This window comes from Ruegeria sp. SCP10 (assembly GCF_040329495.1).
Classification (GTDB): domain Bacteria; phylum Pseudomonadota; class Alphaproteobacteria; order Rhodobacterales; family Rhodobacteraceae; genus Ruegeria.
In genome coordinates, this window is sequence record NZ_JBDZYF010000001.1 from 804,236 (window position 1) to 825,854 (window position 21,619).

Genomic DNA, 21,619 nt, shown 5'->3' on the forward strand with positions numbered 1-21,619 from the left:
GGAGGAGAAGAGAAAATGGCAGCAAGAGCAAAATTTCTCTGCGACGCCGAACGCTGCATCGAGTGCAATGCCTGCGTCACCGCGTGTAAGAACGAGCACGAGGTACCGTGGGGCGTGAACCGCCGCAGGGTGGTGACGATCAATGACGGCGACCCGGGCGAACGCTCGATCTCGGTGGCCTGTATGCATTGCTCAGACGCGCCCTGCATGGCGGTGTGCCCGGTCGACTGCTTCTATCAGAACGAAGAAGGGGTCGTCCTGCATTCCAAGGACCTGTGCATTGGCTGTGGTTATTGCTTCTACGCGTGCCCGTTCGGCGCGCCGCAATACCCACAGGCGGGCAACTTCGGATCGCGCGGCAAGATGGACAAATGTACCTTCTGCGCTGGCGGCCCCGAAGAAACGCACTCGACCGCAGAGTTCGCCAAATATGGTCGCAACCGGATCGCCGAGGGTAAACTGCCCATCTGCGCCGAGATGTGTTCCACCAAAGCCCTGCTCGCCGGTGACGGCGATGTGGTCTCGGCCATCTATCGCGAGCGCGTCGTCGCGCGCGGGTTTGGCTCGGGCGCGTGGGGATGGGGCACCGCCTACGACCAGAAAGACGGTTAAGTCCGCTTTCATGAACCAAACAGGCGACCCGCACCCGTGGGTCGCCTGATCTGGAATTTTGACCGAGGTTCAGATGTTCCGCATACTCATCGCATTGCTTTTGACAATTGGGATGGCTCAAGCCGTCGTCGCACAAACCGACGAGACCGAGGCGCCGGCCACCACAAATGAACGCACCTCGACCGGGGGTGCGTCAACGCTCGAAGATATCCTGGCCCGCCAGCGCGGCGAAAAAGTGGATAACAGTTTTCGATCGGAGAACACCGGCCAGGGCAATGTCGAAGGGCTCTTGGGGCAGTTTGGACCTAGCGGCGTATCCTCGGACAGCGATGTATACCGCGCGCTGCGCTTCGGATCGGCAGATGTTACCGTGTCATCGCGCGGCCCGGCAGACAGTGTTCTAATTCAAGACGGCGGGATGTGGTGGTGGCAATTCCGCACCGGACCATTGCGCGAATACGGGAGCTATATCATCGCCGGAATGCTGGGTCTGATCCTCCTCTTCTTCCTGATCCGCGGCCGCATTCGCATAGATGGTGAAAAAACGGGCCGAACGGTTACGCGTTTCAAAAGCTTCGAACGCTTTGGTCATTGGCTTTTTGCCGGATCCTTTATCATCCTCGGAATTACCGGATTGCTCACCCTCTATGGTCGCGACGTCCTGATCCCGATTTTTGGCAGGGAAGGGTTTGCGGTGATCGCCCAAGGGTGCAAATGGCTGCACAATAACCTGGCCTGGGCCTTTATGCTGGGCCTGATCATCGTCACGGTGAACTGGATTTCACATAACATTCCAAACCGGACCGACCTGAAATGGCTCGCCGCCGGAGGGGGGCTGTTCACCAAGGGCAGCCATCCGCCCGCTAGGAAGTTCAATGCGGGTCAAAAGATCATCTTTTGGGCCTGCATAGTGCTGGGCACCTCAATCAGCCTGTCAGGTCTATCTTTGCTGTTCCCCTTCGAACTGCCCATGTTCGCCAAGACATTCGCCGTTGCCAATTCAACCGGCATTCCGCAGGCTTTGGGCCTGAGCCTGCCCGTCCAGATGTCACCACAGGAAGAGATGCAATACGCGCAGGTCTGGCATGTGATGGTTGCCTATGTGTTCATCGCGATCATCGTGGCGCATATCTACCTTGGCTCCATCGGCATGGAGGGCGCGTTTGACGCCATGGGCACTGGTGAAGTCGAGGAGCAATGGGCCCGCGAACACCATTCACTGTGGTTGGAAGAGGTGCAGGAAAAAGAGGCCAGCAAGGCAGCGGCCTCACCCGCAGAATAAATGCGTTCGCTGGTTCTGGCGTTTGCTCTGATCCCCCTTCCCGCTTGGGCTGATTTCTTCACGCTCAAGGGGCATGGTGGCCCAATCATGGGAATTGCCACCGCATCGGATGGCCGGATCGCAACGGCCAGTTTCGACAACTCGGTCGGGGTGTGGTCAGACCAGACACCCAAATGGCTGGAAGGCCACGAAGCGGCGGTCAACGCGGTCGTCTTCAATGGCACTGCGATCTATTCAGCCGGGGACGATTTCACCCTGCGCCGCTGGCCGGGCGGAGAAGTCGTTGGCCAGCACAAAGGCAAGATCGTCGGCATCGCAGCCTCAAAAACGCATGTGGCCACCGCCAGTTGGGATGGCACCATAGGCGTTTGGCCCGTTGACGGGTCAGACCCAACACTGCTTGGGCCAACCGGCAGCGGGGTAAATGCGGTGGCATTTTCACGCGATGGTACCCAGCTTTATTCTGCCGGGGTCGATGGCAGCCTGCGGAAATGGGATGTCTCGAACGGGCAAGAGGTGCTGCGACTGGTCGAACATGGGTTTGGCTTGAACGAGTTGATCCTGAACGAAGATGACGGCTGGATCGCCTATGGCGCGGTCGATGGCGTGACCCGCATCCGCGATCTTTCAACAGGCGAGGAACGGGATTTCACACTGGATCGTCGCCCGATTCTGGCCCTTGCCCTCAGCCCGGATCGCTCGCTTTTGGCCGTCGGTGACGGCGAAGGCTATATCATGGTGATCGACACGGAAAACTGGCGCATCGCCAGCGATTTCCGCGCTACCCTGCGCGGCCCGGTCTGGGCCTTGGCGTTTTCAACAGATGGGCAGAATATCCATGCCGGTGGCATCGATGAGGCCATGTATAGCTGGCCGGTGTCTGCCCTTGGTGATCAGGAACAAATGGCGACAGCCGAGCCCAGCTTTCTGAAAGATCCCGCTGAAATGAGCAATGGAGAGCGCCAATTTGCCCGCAAATGCTCGATCTGTCACAGCCTTACATCTGATGGGCAACGCCGCGCTGGCCCTACGCTTCACGGTATCTTTGGGCGGCAGGCTGGCACCCTACCGGGTTATTTCTACTCGGAAACGCTGCAAGACTCTGATATCATTTGGAATGACGAGACGATAAACGCTCTTTTCGACGTGGGGCCGGATCACTACATTCCTGGATCAAAGATGCCGATGCAGCGGATCACACAAGCGCAAGACCGGGACGACCTGATTGCTTTCCTGCGCCGTGCAACGGTTGATCGAAACTGAACCGGAGGAGACCATGAAAGCCTTTCTTGCCGCCTTGGCCGCGATGGTCGTTATCACCGTTGCCGCCCCCTACACGCTGGACCAGATGGGTTTCAGCGCGGAAGAAGCCACCTCTGGCGCAGCTGTACGTCTGGATTAAATGCCCGAATATCTGACCACCAAAGAACTGGCCGACCTGCTTCGGATCGGCGAGCGCAAGGCCTACGATCTGGCCTCATCGGGTGAGCTGCCTTGCGTCCGCGCAATGGGCAAGCTGCTGTTTCCCCGGGCCGAGGTCATCGCCTGGCTCAACGCCTCACGGTCGGGCCCGCATGTGGCCGAACCACCCCTGCCCCCGATCGTCGCCGGTAGCCACGATCCCTTGCTGGACTGGGCGCTGCGCGAAAGCGGATCGGGGCTGGCGACCTACTACGACGGTTCATTCGACGGTCTGACCCGGCTTGCCGAGCGCAGTGCGCAGGCCGCCGTATTGCACATCCACGAAGAACACGGGTTCAACACCCAATCCTTACGCGACACGCTGGGCGAGGCGCCTGTTGTGCTGGTTGAGGTCGCGCAGCGCCAACGAGGCCTACTTCTTGCACCCGGGACCTCAGGTATCGCGGGTTTTGCTGATCTCAAGGGCCGACGCGTTATCTTGCGTCAGGACAGTGCAGCCAGTCAGCGCTTGTTCGATGCGCAGCTTGAAGCTCATGGCATGATCCGGGATGATCTGGATGCCCTGCCAAACTGCGCCCGCACCGAAGAAGAGCTGGCGATCACCCTGCATGATGGCAAAGCCGAGGCAGGTTTTGGCCTCGGGGCTTTGGCCGGCCTCTACAACCTTGGATTTTCACCGACCCATTCCGAAAGACTGGATCTGGCGATCTGGCGACGCGCCTATTTTGATGCGCCCATGCAGAAACTGCTGGGCTTTCTGCGATCAGACCCGTTCAAAGCCCGCGCATCTGAGTTTGGCGGCTACGACCTGACCGGTCTTGGACAGGTCCACCACAATGGTGCCAGCGGCTAGGGACTGATCCTATAAAGGACAGTCTAGCCACAAGTCCATTCAGCGCGCGTTGGGAAAGAACACCTGCTGCCCTTGCAAGCGGTATGACTCGATGGCCACCTGCCCGTCTGGCCCTGTCAGCCAATCGACAAACCGCTGCCCTGCCTTGGCGCGCACTTTGGGATGTTTGTCCGGGTTTACGAGAATCACCCCGTATTGGTTGAACAGGCGCGGGTCTGCCTCGACCAGAATTTCAAGATCGCCCCGATTGCCAAATGACAACCATGTTGCCCGATCTGTCAGTGTATAAGCCCCCATGCCACTGGCCACATTCAAAGTCGCTCCCATACCCGAGCCGGTTTCGCGGTACCAGGTTCCGGACGCCCGGCTCGGATCAATGCCGGTATCCGCCCAATGCCCCATCTCGGCCTTATGTGTGCCGCTGTCATCCCCGCGCGAGACAAACACGGCACTCGCCGCTTCGATCGCCTTGAGCGCGGACAGAATGTCTGACCCACCTTTGACGCCAGCAGGGTCCGATTTTGGCCCGACCAGCACAAAGTCATTATACATCAAATCAAACCGCTCAACACCCCAGCCATCGGCCACGAACTTCTCTTCCGCTGGTTTGGAATGCACCAACAATACGTCGCCATCCCCGTTGATCGCGTTGCGAATGGCCTGTCCGGTGCCGACCGCAACAACACGCACATCGATCCCGGATTCAGCCTCGAACCCCGGCAGGATATAGTCCAACAGGCCCGAGTTTTGTGTTGAAGTTGTCGACTGGACAATGATGAACGGCTCCTCTGCAAAACTCGCACCTGCCATCAGGCCAAGCCCCACCACCGCTGCGCGCAATACTGCCCGAACCATCATGATCTCCGATTTGTTGTTAAGTCACCAAGCCGCCCGCCAGATAACAGCGAGAGGCTTCACTTTCTGGGGAATCCAGAACCTGTTTGGCAGGTCCGTGTTCAACCACACGACCGCCTTGCATCATGACAATATCTGCTGCCAACCGCCGCGCCTGCCCAATGTCATGTGTCACCATGACAATTCGCACGCCGCGTGACGACGCCCGCAGGATCATGCGTTCGATTATCTGCGTCGCGTTTGGGTCCAATGCGCTTGTTGGCTCATCCAGAAACAAGGTTTCGGGCGTCGCCGCCAGCGCGCGCAGGATCGCAAGACGCTGCGCCTCACCACCTGACAGAGAACGCGCGGACTGCCGCGCTTTGCCCTCAAGCCCGCCTTCGGCCAACAATTCGACAATCCGCGCCTTGCGCGCTGCGCGTTTCAGGCCCTGACGCTTGAGCACAAAATCCAGATTGGCTGACACCGAACGCCGCAGAAGAACCGGCTGCTGAAACACCATGGCCTGCCTGGCCATGTGATCGGCGTTCAACGCCTCATTATCCTGCAACACTCGCCCCTGATCTGGTGAGATCAGCCCGTGCAAACAACGTAGCAGCAGACTTTTGCCCGCCCCGTTTGGGCCCAACAGCAAAGTTGGTCCGGGCCCATCCAGAACCAGATTGGAAACATCCAGCAAGGCGGAACCATTGCGGCGGATTTGTACATCACGGACCTGCAGGCAATTGGTCATTTCCGATACCAGATCACGCATGGCGCAACCCCTCCTGCTCGGCCCGCAGGCTGGCCGCGCTGACCATGGCATTCACGGCCACCGCAATCCCGATCAGGATCGCCCCCAACGCCAGTGCCAGCGCCAAGTTGCCTTTTGACGTTTCCAGCGCAATCGTCGTCGTCATCACCCGCGTCACGTGGTTGATATTGCCCCCCACGATGATCACGGCCCCAACTTCAGCAATCGCACGGCCAAATCCGGCCAGCAGCGCGGTGACCAAAGCAAGGCGCGCATCCCAGAGCAGAACCGGAACAGACGCCAATCGCGACACACCCAACGAACGGAGCTGTTCCGAGTACTCCTCAGCCAGCATCTCAACCACTTGGCGGGTCAGCGCGGCCACAATTGGCGTGACCAATACGACCTGAGCGATGATCATTGCGGTTGGTGTGTAAAGCAGTTCCAACACGCCCAAGGGCCCTGATCTTGAGAGCATAAGATAGACCAGCAGCCCAACCACCACAGGCGGGAAACCCATCAGCGCGTTCATCAGCACGATCAAAACCCGCCGCCCAGGGAACCGTGCCACCGCCAGAGCCGCCCCAATGGGCATTCCGATCAGCGCGGAAATCAGCACGGCAAACAGGGAAACTTGCAGAGACAAAAGCACAATGGCCCAAAGCTCTGCATCCCCGTTGAGGATAAGACCCATCGCCATCCTGAATTCTGATGCAAATCCTTGCATTTTACCCCATCATCCAATTTATTTCGGATGAAATGCGAAATTCTACAGATGAATACTAACCTGATTTGACACCGAGTACACGCACAATTCCAACAGTCGGCACAAAAAAACGCGGCCCCATTTGGGACCGCGCTAAAACAGCTTCGAGGATGAATTACTTAGTTCAAGGCTGCATCCGTGATCTGGTGTGTCCAGGCTCCTTCGGGCTGTTTGGTGATGACCGGATCAGATCCGCCTGCCAGCAATGTGCCCACAGTCCTCTCAAAATCCGCCGGGTCCAGCGCACCATTCGAACCAGCGGTCAGCTTGGCAATCTCACCCATCATACGCTTCTGATGTTCCTCGGTTTGCGCACCGGTCGCGTCATTGTCCAGAACGATCAGAGCGGCCTCTTCTGGGTTCTCTTCTGCATATTTCCAGCCTTTCATCGAGGCGCGCACGAAACGCTGCATCTTGTCGACAAAAGCTGCGTCGCTCAGGTTCTCTTCCAGCACGTACAGACCGTCTTCCAACGTTGCGACGCCCTGATCTTCGTACTTGAAGGTCACCAGTTCGTTCGGGCTGACGCCCGCATCGATGACCTGCCAGTATTCGTTGTACGTCATGGTGCTGATGCAATCGGCCTGACGCTGCAACAGAGGATCAACGTTGAAGCCCTGTTTCAGGACCTCGACACCGTTCTCGCTTTTGCCGCCGGTATCGATACCCAAGCTGCTCATCCAGCTCATGAACGGGAATTCATTGCCAAAGAACCAAACGCCCAGGGTGCGGTTCTTCAGATCTTCGGGCGAGGCAATCCCGGCATCCTTCCAGCAGGTCAGCATCATGCCCGAGCTTTTGAAAGGCTGGGCAATATTGACCAAAGGCAGACCCTTTTCGCGTGCGGCAAGGGCTGCGGGCATCCATTCGACGGTGACATCAGCCCCACCGCCCGCAATCACCTGCGTTGGCGCAATGTCAGGACCACCCGGCAAGATTGTCACGTCCAGATCTTCTTCCTCGTAGAACCCCTTGTCCTTCGCCACATAGTAGCCCGCGAACTGGGCCTGCGTGACCCATTTCAACTGCAGGTTCACTTCATCTGCAGCCAGTGATGCACTGGCGGCCAGGCTAAAGGCGGCAACCGCCCCGCTGAGTAGCTTTTTCATCTTCATCTTCTCCTAGTTGCTTTGTGTGCCCCGTTTTCGAGGTCTGTTCAGTCTTCTTTTTGTTATCCGCGTTGTGAGGGGTGCCAGAAGGTTACCACCTTTTCGATCCCTGCCACCAATGTATAGAACACCGTACCCGCCATGGCCGCCACTGCAATCTCGGCCCAGACCAGATCGATCGACAGGCTGCCCACCCCAGTCGATATCCGAAAGCCCATGCCGCGCGTGGGCGATCCGAAGTATTCAGCCACAATCGCCCCGATCAGCGCCAGCGTGGTGGCAATCTTGAGCCCGTTGAAAATGAACGGCATCGCCGCAGGCAGGCGCAACTTGATCAGTGTCTGCATATAACTGGCCGCATAGGTGCGCATCAGATCACACTGCATCGCATCTGCCTCGCGCAGGCCCTGTACCGTGTTCACAAGGATCGGAAAGAATACCATCACGACGACCACGGCCGCTTTGGATTGCCAGTCGAACCCGAACCAGCTGACCAGAATGGGCGCAATCCCCACGATGGGCAGAGCCGCGACAAAATTCCCGATGGGCAGCAAACCGCGTGTCAGAAACACCGACCGGTCGATAAGGATTGCTGTGAGGAAAGCTGCGGTACTGCCGATAGCAAATCCGGTAAGTGCCCCCTTGAACACCGTCTGTGTGAAGTCCTGCCACAGAATATCGGTCGAGTTCGCAAAGGTCTGCGCCACCATAGACGGCGGCGGCAGGATCACGGGTGAGACGTTCAGCCCGCGCACCAGACCTTCCCACAAGATCAGCAGTGTGACACCGAACAGCACAGGCACAAAGACCCGCACACCTCTGGAATCGCGATAGATCGACCGCGCCAGCCATGCATTCAGCCACCAGGCACCAGCCCAGAAGATCAGCGCAAAGATCAACCAGCTCATGTGCTCATCCCCATGCGTTTCAGGGTCACGCGCTGCAATACATCCAGCAAGGTCACCAGAATCCCCGCCAGAATGGCCGCTGCGAACAGAGCCGCCCAGATGGCAAGCGGCGTGCCAAACTGATCCCCGATCAATATCCGCGCGCCAAGGCCTGAAATTGCACCTGTTGGAAGTTCTCCGACAATTGTACCGACCAGAGCGGCCGCGATACCCACCTTCAAAGAGGTGAACAGATAGGGCACCGACGACGGCAGACGCAGCTTCAGAAACGCCTGCAGACCGTTCGCATTGTAGGTTCTTAGCAAATCCAATTGCGAAGCGGCTGGCGATCGCAACCCTTTGACCATCCCCACCAGAACCGGGAAGTAACACAGATAGGCCGAGATGATGGCCTTCGGCACCCCGCGCCCTTCGATCCCAAGTTGCGAGCTTAGGACAATGATCATCGGCGCCAAAGCCACAATCGGGACTGTCTGGCTGATAATGGCCCAAGGCATCAGACTCATATCTACGACGCGGGAATAGACGATGGCGACAGCCCCAAGAATGCCGACCGCGGTGCCCAGAACAAAACCCCAAAGCGTTGATTGAAGGGTGATCCATCCGTGGTAAATCAGCGACCGTTTGGACATCGCACGCCCGCGCATCGCCATTTCACCGGTGGTCTTCCAAAGCTCTTGGCCAACTTGGACCGGGGTTGGCAAGCGCGGTCGATCCAACTCATAACCCCGTGCGATATGCGAAGGGTTCTGCGCCATCAAAACCCAGGCCGACACCTGCTGGCGATCCCGTGATAGCTCGGGCGTCACTGTTTCCCCGGCGCGCTCCGCCTGATCCAGCGATACACGGATATTCATCGGCGCCACGGCCAAATACCAAAGCACGACAATCGCCAACAGGACCGTTATCACGGCAAGAGCCTGCTTCATGCGCGCCACTCCATCCGGAACACGGGAACCGTATCCGGGGGCACCGGCGGCTCCTCGGCTGTTACTTCGAACCCCTCACGCCGGTAGAACCTTTGTGCCGCTGTGTTGAGCGTATGCGTGGTCAACCAGAGAAAATCCCGCCCTTCCTTCGCCTTATCAACAAAGTGTTTGCCAATTCCCTGCCCGGTTCGGCTGCAATACAGAGCGCTGATCTTCTGTTCTTTTGGGTCGATCGACATATAGCAATCAACGGGTTCACCAGCGACCCAGATCTCACGCGCGTCAAACGCCTCACCAATCATTCCTGCCAACTGATCCACCGATAATTCTTCGGGCATCCACTCGGTCTGGCTGACCCAGTCGTGAACCACACGGGCGCATGCTTCCACATCTGCGGGCCTTGCGCGCCTGATCTGGACAGTGTCAATCATCATAGGAATGCCCTGCCCGCAGCCCGTCACGTACCCGGTGCGCGACCTCGATGAATTCCGGCGTATCGCGGATGTCCAACGGCCGTTCCTTGGGCAACGGGCTGTCAATCACATCCGTGATCCGCCCGGGTCGAGGGCTCATGACGACGATCTTGGTGCTTAGGTACACGGCCTCGGGGATCGAGTGCGTCACGAACCCGATTGTCTTCTCAGTCCGCGCCCACAGCGCCAGAAGCTGTTCGTTCAGGTGATCCCGCACGATCTCATCCAACGCCCCGAACGGTTCGTCCATCAGCAGGATATCGGCGTCAAAAGCCAAGGCGCGCGCGATACTGGCACGTTGTTGCATCCCACCGGATAGCTGCCACGGAAATTTCCCACCAAACCCTTCCAGATCAACCAGTTCCAGGACCTTCTTAACACGCTCATCCTGTTCTGCGGCCGAGTATCCCATGATCTCAAGCGGCAGTTTGATGTTCTTGGCAATCGTGCGCCACGGGTACAATCCGGCAGCCTGAAACACATATCCATAAGCGCGCTTGCGTCGCGCCTCATCCGGGGTCATGTCGTTCACGGTCAGCGTTCCCCCGGTCGGGGTTTCCAGCGCCGCGATACAGCGCAGGAACGTGGTTTTGCCACAGCCAGACGGGCCAATAAAGCTCACGAAATCACCCTTGTTGATCGTCAGGTTCACATTCTTCAGCGCATGGACAGGCCCGTCGTTGGTCTGGAAGGTGAGGTCGAGGTTTTTGGCTTCAATAACCGTTTCGCCAATTGTCATCTCGTAGTAATCCCCAAATTTTCGATCCAAAACCAGACCAACCCAGCAATAGCACCAGCGATGCTAAACAACAGCAAACCGGGCAAATCGACCGCCAATGGTCGATCAGTCATGTTTTCCGTATTGAGTAACAAATACACTGCTGCTCCCGTAACCGTACCACCAGCCCCAGCTGCTGCCGGGTGAAAAATGCGAAATATCGCCGCGATCATTCGAAGGGCAAATGCCGGAACAGCTGAGAAAATGACAGCCAACGGCAACATTATTCCCGTCTGAATGACAAACCCTAACTGTGCTGGCCATGGCTGTTCAAAGATGCTCATTTGCCAACCCCAAATTATTAGAGACGCGCAGAACACTGCTGCCAAATACCCCAAAACGCCCCGAATGACTGCCACTTAGACCCCCGTTGCCGGGATACCCGTGCGCTCCACCGGGCGTGGTGCTGTAAGCTCTTTCCAAGTGCTCAGCGCTTTGTTCACATGTGTATTGGCCTCACGCGAGACGAACTTTCCGTGCCCTTCTTGCGTCTGGATATCACCATCATGCACAGCAACCGCACCACGGGTCAGCGTGAACCGCGGCAGTCCGCGCACTTCCTTGCCTTCAAACACGTTGTAATCGATCGACGATTGTTGCGTCTCGGCCGAGATCACCTTGGCCTTGTCGGGATCCCAAACCACCAGATCAGCATCAGCACCGACAAGAATCGCGCCTTTTTTAGGATAGCAATTCAATATTTTGGCGATGTTAGTTGAGGTCACGGCCACGAACTCATTCATAGTCAAACGCCCGGTATTCACCCCATGGGTCCAGAGCATCGGCATCCGATCCTCCAACCCGCCAGTGCCATTGGGGATCTTTGTGAAATCCCCCACGCCATAGCGTTTCTGCTCGGTCGTAAAGGCGCAATGGTCCGTTGCGACCACACTCAACGTGCCCGATTGCAGACCGTTCCATAGGCTATCTTGATGCTGCTTGTTCCGGAACGGAGGGCTCATGACCCGCCGCGCCGCATGCTCCCAGTCATGGTGGAAATACTCACTCTCATCCAAGGTTAGGTGCTGGATCAAAGGTTCTCCCCAAACCCGCTTGCCCTGCATCTTGGCGCGCCGAATGGCCTCATGCGCCTCCTCACAGGAGGTATGCACCACGTACAGAGGCACACCGGCCATGTCGGCAATCATGATGGCCCGGTTGGTCGCCTCACCTTCGACCTGCGGCGGACGGGAATAGGCGTGTGCCTCGGGGCCGGTATTGCCCTCAGCCAGTAGCTTCGCACTCAACTCAGCGACCACATCGCCGTTTTCGGCGTGCACCATGGCGGTGCCACCCAACTCGGCCAGGCGTTTGAACGAGGCAAACAACTCGTCATCGTTCACCATCAACGCGCCCTTATAGGCCATGAAATGCTTGAACGTGTTGATGCCACGCGTCTCGATGACAGTCTTGATGTCGTCGAACACCTGCTCCCCCCACCAGGTCACCGCCATGTGGAACGAGTAGTCACAATTCGCCCGCGTCGATTTGTTGTCCCAACGCTTGAGCGCATCCAGCAGGCTCTCGCCCGGATTAGGAAGTGCGAAATCCACCACCATCGTGGTGCCACCAGCCAAAGCCGCGCGCGTGCCACTTTCGAAATCGTCGCTGGAATACGTCCCCATGAACGGCATCTCAAGATGCGTGTGCGGGTCGATCCCACCGGGCATCACGTAGCACCCAGAGGCGTCCAACTCCTTGTCCCCGCGCAGGTCCGGCCCAATCTCGGTGATCACGCCACCCTCAACTTTAACATCCGCCTTATAGGTCAGATCGGCCGTTACGATGGTCCCGTTCTTGATGACAGTACTCATTTCAAACTCCCTGTTGCGGTCTGCGCCGCTTGCTTCATCTGGCTAAAAATATCCCGGGGGAGTCGCGGCCTGCCGCGACCGGGGGCAGCGCCCCCTATTCCACGATCTCCGCCGTCTCAACGACGGCATGCAGCAAAACATCCGCACCGGCAGCCGCCCAATCCTTGCTGATCTCTTCAGCCTCGTTGTGGCTCAGGCCATCCACGCAAGGGCACATCACCATCGCGGTCGGCGCGACCCGATTGATCCAGCAGGCATCGTGACCGGCCCCCGAAATGATATCGGTATGGGAATACCCCAGCCGCTCTGCCGCGTCGCGCACGGCGGCCACACAACCCTCATCGAATTTGACGGGATCGAAACCACCAACCTTTTCGAATTCAATCTGCAGGCCCATTTCGTTCACGATATCCTCAGCCGCCACACGCAGGCGGTTTACCATATCAGTGATTACATTCAGCTCGGGCGAGCGGAAATCGACCGTAAACACCACTTTACCCGGGATCACGTTGCGTGAGTTCGGGTACACATCAATATGCCCCGCTGCCCCAACAGCATGCGGTGCATGCGACCAAGCGATCTCATCCACTTTCTCAAGAATACGCGCCATGGCCAGCCCTGCGTTCTTGCGCATTGGCATCGGGGTCGAACCGGTATGAGCATCTTTGCCGGTCACTGTGATTTGCGTCCAGCTCAAGCCCTGACCGTGGGTGACGACGCCTATATCCTTACCTTCGGCCTCCAGGATCGGGCCCTGTTCGATATGCAGTTCAAAGAAGGCATGCATCTTGCGGGCGCCGACCTCTTCCTCACCGCGCCAGCCGATCCGCTGCAATTCATCGCCGAACTTTTTGCCTTCCGCGTCTTCACGGTCATAGGCCCAATCCTGCGTGTGCATCCCCGCAAACACGCCCGAGGACAGCATGGCCGGCGCGTAACGCGTTCCTTCTTCATTGGTCCAGTTGGTCGCAATGATCGGATGCTTGGTCTTGATGCCCAGATCATTCAACGTGCGAATGATCTCTAGCCCACCCAGCACACCTAGCACTCCGTCATACTTGCCACCTGTCGGCTGGGTATCGAGATGCGAACCTACATAGACTGGCAGAGCCTCTGGGTCGGCTCCCTCGCGCATGGCAAACATGTTGCCCATCTGGTCCAGCCCCATGGAACAGCCCGCTTCCTCGCACCAGCTTTGGAACAGCGCGCGCCCTTCGGCATCTTCATCCGTCAGCGTCTGCCGGTTATTGCCGCCCGCAACACCGGGTCCGATCTTGGCCATCTCCATCAGGCTGTCCCACAACCTGTCGCCATTGATCCTGAGATTCTGCGCCGGAGCTGCCATAGTCACTTTCCCTGTTGCTTGCGATTTGCTCGCTATTGCTGTCTTGATTTGACCATCTGGTCAAACTCACGCTATCACGGGTTTGACATCAGTCAAGAAATTGCGGTGCACCACCAAACTTTTTGGCCTAGTCCATGCGTGCCTGACAAAAAAAGAGACAGCCCGAACAGATGCCCAGCGACCGTGCCCCAACCCGTATTCAGAAAAAGAACCGCGCTGCGATTCTAGAGGCCGCGTTGAACGTGTTTTCGTCACATGGGTTTCGCGGCTCGACTGTTGATCAGATCGCGGCAGAATCCGGACTGAGTAAGCCGAATTTATTGTACTACTTCCCGTCAAAAGAAGCGATCCATACAGAGCTTCTGTCTGGCCTGCTGGAAACCTGGCTGGCGCCGCTGCACGATCTGGACGAAAACGGCGATCCGCTTGAGGAACTGCTGTCCTATATTCGCCGAAAGCTGCAGATGAGTCAGGAGTTACCACGAGAAAGCCGCCTGTTTGCCAACGAGCTGGTTCAGGGCGCACCGCGCATTCACGAGGCTTTGTCGCAAAACCTCAAAGCATTGGTCGATGAGAAAACCACGCTTCTGACCAAATGGATGAATCAAGGCAAAATCGCGCGGGTGCACCCCTATCACCTGATGTTTTCGATCTGGGCCCTGACCCAGCATTACGCGGATTTCGAAGTTCAGGTTCGCGCGATCCTGGGCGACGAAGACCCGTTCGAAGGCGCAGAAACGTTTGTCGACACCCTGTATCGAAAGCTTCTGACACCTTGAACGAAGGGGCCGTATCAACGGCCCCTCAAAGATCTGCGCAAACCTGCTCATTCAGCGGCCTTGGCCATCGGATTATTGGGATGCGTTGTCCAGTTTGCGTAGTCCGGCTGAACCTCGCGCCCTGTACGCGGGTCAACCTCTCCTGCTGCCATCGGCTCCATCGAAATACAGCCCTCGACCGGGCAGACATCGACACAGAGGTTACAAGCCACGCATTCTTCGTCGATCACCTCGAACACCCGGTCCGGTGACATGGCAATTGCCTGATGGCTGGTGTCTTCGCAGGCGGCATAGCAGCGACCGCATTTGATGCACTGGTCCTGATCGATCTTGGCCTTGGCGATGTAGTTCAGGTTCAGATACTGCCAATCGGTTACGTTGGGGACTGCACGACCAACAACTTCCGAGACGTTGGAATAACCCTTCTCGTCCATCCATTTGGACAGACCCGCCGTCAGTTCATCGATGATCTTGAACCCATATGTCATGGCCGCCGTGCAGACCTGCACGTTGCCGCAGCCCAACGATATGAATTCTGCCGCGTCGCGCCATGTGGTAACGCCACCGATACCGGAAATGGGCAAACCATGCGTTTCCGCATCTCGCGCAATTTCCGAGACCATTGACAGCGCAATCGGCTTCACCGCCGGACCGCAATAGCCGCCATGGCTGCCCTTGCCATCAATCGAGGGCTCGGGGCTGAACGTGTCCAGATTGACGCTGGTGATCGAGTTGATCGTATTGATCAGCGACACCGCATCTGCACCGCCATTCTTGGCCGCCGCCGCAGGTTTGCGAATATCGGTAATGTTCGGCGTCAGCTTCACGATAACCGGGCGGTCGTAGTACATCTTGCACCAGCGGGTGACCATTTCGATGTATTCCGGCACTTGCCCAACCGCCGCACCCATGCCCCGCTCGCTCATTCCGTGTGGACAGCCGAAGTTCAGTTCGATCCCATCCGCGCCGGTCTCAGCCACGCGGGGCAGGATGGCTTTCCACGCGCCCTCCTCACACGGCACCATGATCGAGGCGATCAGAGCGCGATCCGGGAAATCGGCTTTCACGCGGGCCATTTCCTCGAGGTTTACCTCGAGTGGTCGGTCGGTGATCAGTTCGATGTTGTTCAGGCCCAGCAACCGCCGGTCTGCACCATAGATCGCCCCATAGCGTGGCCCGTTGACGTTTACGACCGGAGGCCCTTCAGACCCCAGTGTCTTCCAGACCACGCCGCCCCATCCGGCCTCGAAGGCGCGGCGGACGTTGTATTCTTTGTCGGTCGGCGGGGCCGAGGCCAGCCAGAAGGGGTTGGGGCTGGAAATGCCCAGAAAGTCTGTCGTCAGGTCAGCCATGGGTACTCCTTTCCGGCTCCTCAGCCGGTTTTCTTGAAAATCATCTCGGTCGGGCGAATCCGCCCGGCATGCAGGTTTGCGACGTAGTTTTGGAATTTCTCGGGCGCCGTCTCGCCCATCATCAGGTGGATACCTAACGGCGCAGGGCCGCTTTCGGCAATCTTTGCAAAGACTTCCTCGAAGAACTTAATCGCAAACTCGGTGCGATCCGTCTCTGCCTCCAACTCAAGCCCCGCCGCTGCGGCCGCGTCCTTGTAGAGCTCGGGCGCGTCTACAAAGGATGTCTCAGCGACGCTTGACCAGGGCAAAGGGAACGCCAGAGGTTCGTCTGTTTCACCGGCCATCACGTCAAAAAGCGCAAAGCTGCCACCTGTTGCCAAAGCACGCGCAACCTCGGCGAACAGCCCAGCCTTGTCTTCGATGTTCATGCCCACATGCAACATAACTGCCAGATCGAACCCGGCATCCGGCACCGGCATGTCCAAAGCACTGCCGACGTGGAATTCGACCTTGTCGGAATGCCCCACGATCTCGCTGAGTGCCGCTGCCGTTTCGACAAATTCGGGTGTCAGGTCGACCCCTGTCACTGTCGAGTCATATCGATCCACAACGTAACGCGACGTCCCGCCGATCCCGCAGCCCACATCCAGCACCCGCGTCGCATGGGTCAAGGACAATTGGTCAAACAGGTGATCGGTGGCCAGAACGCCGCCCGTGTGGAACTCGTCTCCGGCTTTCAGATCGGCGACCGTGGCCGCATCCGGGTCCACGCCGCTGGCTTTCAGCGCATCGCGCACGCGGTCCGTCAAGGCACCGGTGGTGTAATGTTTGGCAACTGCGTCTTCGATCTGGGACATAACGATACCTCAGCGAATAGGTTGGCTTGAAAGCCTCACCCTATCACAAAACCAGGCTCGCGTGGATGTCCATCGCCGCATCCCGGCCTTCGGCCACGGCGGTCACGGTCAGGTCTTCGCCCCCGGCCGCACAATCTCCACCAGCCCAGACACCGGAGATGGAAGTACGCCCAACACCACTGACAGCGATCTTGTTGCCGTCCAGTTCCAGCCCTTCGGGCGCGCCATCCAGCGTCTGACCAATGGCTTTCAGAACCTGATCCGCGGGCAGCCGAACCGTCTCACCAGTTCCGGTCAACTGACCGTTTTGGCTGGAGGTGTATTCCAGCTCGATCTCAACCGCCGCACCGTTGCCATGCACAGCGACAGGCTGAACATTGGTCATGATCCGCACGCCGTGCGAGGCCGCAAGGTCCTGCTCGTATCGGCTGGCCCCCATCGCGTCGCGCCCACGGCGATAGGCGATCGTGACCTGCTCGGCCCCTAGCAGCTTCGACTTCACCGCCGCATCAATAGCCGTCATTCCGCCGCCGATCACAACGACATTCCGCCCGACCGGCAGATCAGCAAGATCCGACGCTTGCCGCACGTCCGAGATGAAATCGACCGCAGCACGCACACCGCCCTTTTCCACACCCTGTGCCCGCAGCGCATTCACACCGGCCAGGCCAATGGACAGGAAAACGGCATCATAATTTTTAATCAGCCCCTCCAGAGAGAGGCCTTCGCCCAGCAAAGAACCGGTTTCGATAGCGATACCGCCGATTTTCAGCAGCCAGTCGACCTCGGCCTGTGCAAAATCGTTGGTCGATTTATAGGCCGCGATCCCGTATTCGTTCAGACCGCCTGGCTTGGGCTTACCTTCGTGGATCACCACATCATGGCCCAGCATGGCCAGCCGATGGGCGCAAGCGAGACCCGCTGGTCCTGCGCCAACAACGGCCACGGTTTTGCCGGTCGCCGCAGCGCGTTCAAAAGGATGTTCACCAGAGGCCATCACATCATCGGTTGCGAAACGCTGAAGCCGCCCGATCTCAACCGGTTTGCCTTCGGCGGCTTCGCGCACGCAGGCCTCTTCGCACAAGGTTTCGGTCGGACAGACCCGAGCGCACATGCCACCCAGGATATTCTGGTCGAGAATGGTCTTTCCCGCCGATTGCGGCTGACCCGCCTGTATCTGGCGGATGAACAACGGAATATCGATATCCGTCGGACAGGCCGTCACGCATGGCGCGTCGTAACAGAAATAGCAGCGATCTGCGGCCACAGCGGCCTCATGCGGGGCCAAAGGCGGATGCAGATCCGAAAAATTCGATGTCAGTTCATCGCTGGAAAGCCGCCCGGAAACGATTCCGGGTGCCATCTGGCCCTGTGCCATCGCTCTACTCCCTGTAGATATGTTTGTTGTGACCTCAGCTTGCCACAAATCGAAATTTTATCAATTGGTAAAATTTATCAATTGGTCAAAATTTTGAAATTGCACGAGATTTCGTTCGAAGTATCGGCGTTTTCGCGGGGTTTTGACCACAAACCAAGCAGGACTGACACGCTGAAGTGCTGCAACTCGGGTTCGCCTTGGACAACCCGCGCACCACAAACGACTTTTGACGCCCTACACCAGTTGCTGTAAGCCAATCTCAGATGCGTGAGATCAACGCATGTTTAGGACGGGCACAGATGCGGGCAGCTTCGCAAGACTTCAATATTGTCATCATTGGTCAGAACAACCGCCTGCAATATGAGGCGGTCCTGTTCGCTGCCTCGCTGCGCCATTCCGCGCCCGACTTCAAAGGGCGTCTGTTCGTCGCCACACCCAAACCCGGCCCGCGCTGGACCCAGAACCCGGCCATTCAAGACCAGGACGTACTAAAGGCCCTGAAACAGCTTGATGCGGAAATCCTGCCTTTTGACAATCATGTCTTCGGCGAAAGCTATCCCAACGGGAACAAGATTGAGGCGCTTTTGGCCCTGCCCGAAGGCGAACCCTTTGTTTTCTTTGATACGGATACCCTGATCACCGGCGATCTGAGCAGAGTTCCTTTTGATTTTGACCGCCCTGGTGCCTCGCAAAAAGTCGAAGGCACATGGCCCAAGCCCACGCTTTACGGGCCAGGGTTTGAGGGCATCTGGTCTGCGCTTTATCGCCGTTTTGATCTGGATTTCGACGGCTCGATTGATACCGACCAACCGCAGGGACACTGGCGTCGGTATCTGTATGTCAACGCAGGCTATTTCTTTTACAAATGCCCACGTCAATTTGGCGAGCGATTTCTGGAGTATGCGCGCACCATCCGGGATGATCAGATCCCGGAATTGATCGGGCAGAACCTTGACCCTTGGCTGGATCAGGCCGCTCTGCCCCTTGTGATCCACTCTTTCGGCGGAGGGCGCGATGCACTGCCCGACGGATTGCTGGATGGCTCGGTCAGTTGCCATTATCGCCTGTTCCCGCTGCTCTACGCCCGCGAGAGTGATCATGTGATCGACGTTCTGGAAACCGTCGTGGCCCCGAACAAGGTCAAGAAGGTTCTCAAGCAATATGATCCGATCAAAAAGCTTGTGATACAGGGCAAGGGTCAGAAGATCCGGGACCTGTTTGATCGCGACGCCCTGCCCAGCCGCGAACAGGTGATCCGCAACAGGATCAAAGCAAAGGGCCTCTGGATGCGCTGACAGTAGCGTTGTGTGACGGCGGGCAATGTCCTACAGATTTCGCAAGTTCTATTTCGACAGGAGAGTTTACGATGTCCGATGGCCCTACTTATGGTTTCGACACCCTACAGATTCACGCGGGCGCACGCCCTGATCCGGCAACTGGTGCGCGCCAGACTCCGATCTATCAAACTACCGCGTATGTGTTCCGCGATGCGGATCATGCGGCGGCGCTGTTTAACCTGCAGGAAGTGGGCTTCATCTATTCGCGCCTGACCAACCCGACCGTTGCGGTGCTGCAGGAACGTGTGGCGACGCTTGAGGGCGGCGTTGGCGCGGTCTGCTGCTCCTCAGGTCATGCTGCGCAGATCATGGCGCTGTTCCCGCTGATGGGGCCGGGTTGCAACGTGGTGGCCTCGACCCGTCTGTATGGCGGCACGGTCACGCAGTTCAGCCAGACGATCAAACGCTTCGGCTGGTCGGCCAAGTTTGTGGACACCGACGATCTGGAGGCCGTGAAAGCCGCCATCGACGAAAACACCCGCGCGGTGTTCTGCGAATCCATCGCCAACCCCGGCGGCTATGTAACCGACATCCGCTCTCTGGCCGATGTCGCAGACGGTGCAGGCATTCCACTGATCGTCGACAACACCTCGGCCACGCCCTACCTGTGCCGCCCCATCGAACACGGGGCGACTCTGGTCGTGCATTCGACCACCAAGTACCTGACCGGCAACGGCACCGTCACTGGCGGCTGCATCGTGGATTCGGGCAAGTTCGACTGGTCGGCGAATGACAAATTTCCCTCGCTTAGCCAGCCAGAGCAGGCCTATCACGGGTTGAAATTCCATGAGACCTTCGGCCCGCTGGCCTTCACCTTCCACGGCATCGCCATCGGCCTGCGCGATCTGGGCATGACCATGAACCCGCAAGCGGCACATTACACGCTGATGGGGATCGAGACGCTGTCGTTGCGGATGGAGCGCCACGTCGAAAACGCCCAGAAGATCGCCGCCTGGCTCGAGGCTGATGATCGGGTCGATTACGTGACCTATGCGGGCCTGCCCTCGTCGCCCTATCACGACCGGGTTAAGGCGCAGTATCCTCGCGGCGCTGGCGCGTTGTTCACCTTTGCCGTCAAAGGCGGCTATGACGCCTGCATCAAGCTGGTGAACGCATTGGAGATCTTCAGCCACGTCGCCAACCTCGGCGATGCGCGCTCGCTGATCATCCACTCGGCCTCGACCACGCACCGTCAGTTGACGCCCGAGCAGCAAGAGGCCGCAGGCGCGGGTCCCAACGTTGTGCGTGTTTCGATCGGGATCGAGGATGCCGATGACCTGATCGCCGATCTGGATCAGGCGCTCAGCAAAGCTAGCGCATAGATCATGAGCGGGCACGACACTAACGCACTTGGTCAACCCATCGGACGGCCGGTCACGGGCGAGTTCCCTCGCCCCACGCCACCCTATACCCCGATGGAGGGCCAGTATTGCTCGGTCGTGCCGCTGGATGTGAACCGACATGCGCCCGGATTGTTCCGGGCGTTTGCCAATGACGCCGATCACCGGAACTGGACCTACCTACCCTACGGGCCGTTTGGTTCTGAACAGGAGTTTGAAACCTGGGCTCGTGCGAACTGCATGGACGCCGACCCGATGTTTCACACGGTTCTGGATGCCAACGACGTACCCGTTGGCATGGCGTCATACCTCAGGATCGAACCTGCTGCAGGCGTGATTGAGGTCGGGCACATCCACTTCTCGCCACTGCTGCAGCGCAAGCCGCAATCGACCGAGGTTATGTATCTGATGATGCGCCGTGTGTTCGATGAGCTAGGCTATCGCCGCTACGAATGGAAATGCGATGCGCTGAACGCACCGTCTTGTGCGGCGGCCAAACGGCTGGGCTTTACCTTCGAAGGGATATTCCGCCAGGCGACCCATTACAAAAGACGCAACCGGGATACGGCGTGGTTTTCCATTCTCGACAGTGAATGGCCCCGCATTCGGGGCGCATTCGAGGCTTGGTTGTCGCCTGACAATTTCGACGCGACGGGCCAGCAACGACAGCCGCTGATGGCCCGCGCCGACAACTGAG

23 protein-coding genes are annotated in these 21,619 nt (G+C 58.2%); 9 read left to right on the forward strand and 14 right to left on the reverse strand.

The window, feature by feature from the left end; all coding sequences use genetic code 11:
- Positions 1-15 precede the first annotated feature (15 nt).
- The 5 genes from fdh3B (at position 16) to ABLN87_RS04105 (ending at position 4,169) form a co-directional block, all read left to right on the forward strand.
- Positions 16-612 (forward strand): formate dehydrogenase FDH3 subunit beta, encoded by a 597-nt coding sequence (gene fdh3B, locus ABLN87_RS04085; protein WP_039530246.1) that lies wholly within the window; start codon positions 16-18, stop codon positions 610-612.
- 73 nt (positions 613-685) lie between these two features.
- The gene (locus ABLN87_RS04090) at positions 686-1,894 is read left to right on the forward strand and encodes a formate dehydrogenase subunit gamma (RefSeq protein ID WP_353007793.1); all 1,209 of its coding nucleotides are present in this window, start codon (positions 686-688) and stop codon (positions 1,892-1,894) included.
- The gene (locus ABLN87_RS04095) at positions 1,895-3,157 is read left to right on the forward strand and encodes a c-type cytochrome (protein WP_353007794.1); all 1,263 of its coding nucleotides are present in this window, start codon (positions 1,895-1,897) and stop codon (positions 3,155-3,157) included.
- Positions 3,158-3,170: 13 nt separating this feature from the next.
- Positions 3,171-3,296 (forward strand): hypothetical protein, encoded by a 126-nt coding sequence (locus ABLN87_RS04100; RefSeq protein WP_353007795.1) that lies wholly within the window; start codon positions 3,171-3,173, stop codon positions 3,294-3,296.
- The gene (locus tag ABLN87_RS04105) at positions 3,297-4,169 is read left to right on the forward strand and encodes a helix-turn-helix transcriptional regulator (RefSeq protein WP_353007796.1); all 873 of its coding nucleotides are present in this window, start codon (positions 3,297-3,299) and stop codon (positions 4,167-4,169) included. It abuts the gene before it with no gap.
- A 39-nt stretch (positions 4,170-4,208) separates the two neighbouring features.
- On the opposite strand, the gene ABLN87_RS04110 is transcribed toward ABLN87_RS04105, so the two are convergent.
- From ABLN87_RS04110 to ABLN87_RS04160, 11 genes are all read right to left on the reverse strand, one after another.
- The gene (locus tag ABLN87_RS04110) at positions 4,209-5,024 is read right to left on the reverse strand and encodes a substrate-binding domain-containing protein (protein WP_353007797.1); all 816 of its coding nucleotides are present in this window, start codon (positions 5,022-5,024) and stop codon (positions 4,209-4,211) included.
- Positions 5,025-5,043: 19 nt separating this feature from the next.
- On the reverse strand, positions 5,044-5,778 hold the full coding sequence (locus tag ABLN87_RS04115; protein WP_353007798.1) for an ATP-binding cassette domain-containing protein: 735 nt from the start codon (positions 5,776-5,778) through the stop codon (positions 5,044-5,046).
- Entirely contained in the window at positions 5,771-6,484 is a 714-nt protein-coding gene (locus ABLN87_RS04120; protein ID WP_353007800.1) for an ABC transporter permease, read from the reverse strand. Before ABLN87_RS04120 ends, ABLN87_RS04115 begins: the two co-directional genes overlap by 8 nt.
- Positions 6,485-6,642: 158 nt before the next feature.
- Positions 6,643-7,632 carry an ABC transporter substrate-binding protein gene (locus ABLN87_RS04125; protein WP_353007802.1) on the reverse strand — a complete coding sequence of 330 codons (990 nt, stop codon included), beginning with the start codon at positions 7,630-7,632 and terminating at the stop codon, positions 6,643-6,645.
- A gap of 62 nt (positions 7,633-7,694) precedes the next feature.
- Positions 7,695-8,540 carry an ABC transporter permease gene (locus ABLN87_RS04130; RefSeq protein WP_353007804.1) on the reverse strand — a complete coding sequence of 282 codons (846 nt, stop codon included), beginning with the start codon at positions 8,538-8,540 and terminating at the stop codon, positions 7,695-7,697.
- Positions 8,537-9,469, reverse strand: coding sequence for an ABC transporter permease (locus tag ABLN87_RS04135; protein ID WP_353007806.1), 933 nt, complete (start codon positions 9,467-9,469; stop codon positions 8,537-8,539). The genes ABLN87_RS04130 and ABLN87_RS04135 overlap by 4 nt, the downstream gene beginning before the upstream one ends.
- Positions 9,466-9,903: a GNAT family N-acetyltransferase gene (locus tag ABLN87_RS04140; protein WP_353007807.1), complete on the reverse strand. Its 438-nt coding sequence runs from the start codon at positions 9,901-9,903 to the stop codon at positions 9,466-9,468. Before ABLN87_RS04140 ends, ABLN87_RS04135 begins: the two co-directional genes overlap by 4 nt.
- Positions 9,893-10,681: an ABC transporter ATP-binding protein gene (locus tag ABLN87_RS04145; RefSeq protein WP_353007808.1), complete on the reverse strand. Its 789-nt coding sequence runs from the start codon at positions 10,679-10,681 to the stop codon at positions 9,893-9,895. The genes ABLN87_RS04140 and ABLN87_RS04145 overlap by 11 nt, the downstream gene beginning before the upstream one ends.
- A complete protein-coding gene (locus ABLN87_RS04150; RefSeq protein ID WP_353007809.1) occupies positions 10,678-11,004 on the reverse strand; it encodes a hypothetical protein in 327 nt (108 codons plus the stop codon). Before ABLN87_RS04150 ends, ABLN87_RS04145 begins: the two co-directional genes overlap by 4 nt.
- Positions 11,005-11,079: 75 nt before the next feature.
- Positions 11,080-12,534, reverse strand: a complete 1,455-nt coding sequence (hydA, locus tag ABLN87_RS04155; RefSeq protein ID WP_353007810.1) for a dihydropyrimidinase — start codon at positions 12,532-12,534, stop codon at positions 11,080-11,082.
- Positions 12,535-12,628: 94 nt separating this feature from the next.
- On the reverse strand, positions 12,629-13,879 hold the full coding sequence (locus ABLN87_RS04160) for a Zn-dependent hydrolase (protein WP_353007811.1): 1,251 nt from the start codon (positions 13,877-13,879) through the stop codon (positions 12,629-12,631).
- Between the two features lie 170 nt (positions 13,880-14,049).
- Between ABLN87_RS04160 and ABLN87_RS04165 the strand changes: the two genes are divergently transcribed.
- Positions 14,050-14,658 carry a TetR family transcriptional regulator C-terminal domain-containing protein gene (locus ABLN87_RS04165; RefSeq protein ID WP_353007812.1) on the forward strand — a complete coding sequence of 203 codons (609 nt, stop codon included), beginning with the start codon at positions 14,050-14,052 and terminating at the stop codon, positions 14,656-14,658.
- 47 nt (positions 14,659-14,705) lie between these two features.
- On the opposite strand, the gene preA is transcribed toward ABLN87_RS04165, so the two are convergent.
- Genes preA through ABLN87_RS04180 form a run of 3 tightly spaced genes read right to left on the reverse strand, consistent with a single transcriptional unit; the run spans position 14,706 to position 18,245 of the window.
- Positions 14,706-16,010 carry an NAD-dependent dihydropyrimidine dehydrogenase subunit PreA gene (preA, locus tag ABLN87_RS04170; protein ID WP_353007813.1) on the reverse strand — a complete coding sequence of 435 codons (1,305 nt, stop codon included), beginning with the start codon at positions 16,008-16,010 and terminating at the stop codon, positions 14,706-14,708.
- Between the two features lie 20 nt (positions 16,011-16,030).
- The gene (locus ABLN87_RS04175) at positions 16,031-16,867 is read right to left on the reverse strand and encodes a class I SAM-dependent methyltransferase (RefSeq protein WP_353007815.1); all 837 of its coding nucleotides are present in this window, start codon (positions 16,865-16,867) and stop codon (positions 16,031-16,033) included.
- A gap of 43 nt (positions 16,868-16,910) precedes the next feature.
- Positions 16,911-18,245, reverse strand: coding sequence for an NAD(P)-dependent oxidoreductase (locus ABLN87_RS04180; protein ID WP_353007816.1), 1,335 nt, complete (start codon positions 18,243-18,245; stop codon positions 16,911-16,913).
- A gap of 299 nt (positions 18,246-18,544) precedes the next feature.
- Between ABLN87_RS04180 and ABLN87_RS04185 the strand changes: the two genes are divergently transcribed.
- The 3 genes from ABLN87_RS04185 (at position 18,545) to ABLN87_RS04195 (ending at position 21,618) form a co-directional block, all read left to right on the forward strand.
- A complete protein-coding gene (locus tag ABLN87_RS04185) occupies positions 18,545-19,540 on the forward strand; it encodes a hypothetical protein (protein WP_353007817.1) in 996 nt (331 codons plus the stop codon).
- 71 nt (positions 19,541-19,611) lie between these two features.
- Positions 19,612-20,904 (forward strand): O-acetylhomoserine aminocarboxypropyltransferase/cysteine synthase family protein, encoded by a 1,293-nt coding sequence (locus tag ABLN87_RS04190; protein WP_353007819.1) that lies wholly within the window; start codon positions 19,612-19,614, stop codon positions 20,902-20,904.
- A gap of 3 nt (positions 20,905-20,907) precedes the next feature.
- Positions 20,908-21,618 (forward strand): GNAT family N-acetyltransferase, encoded by a 711-nt coding sequence (locus ABLN87_RS04195; RefSeq protein WP_353007821.1) that lies wholly within the window; start codon positions 20,908-20,910, stop codon positions 21,616-21,618.
- Position 21,619: the final 1 nt, after the last annotated feature.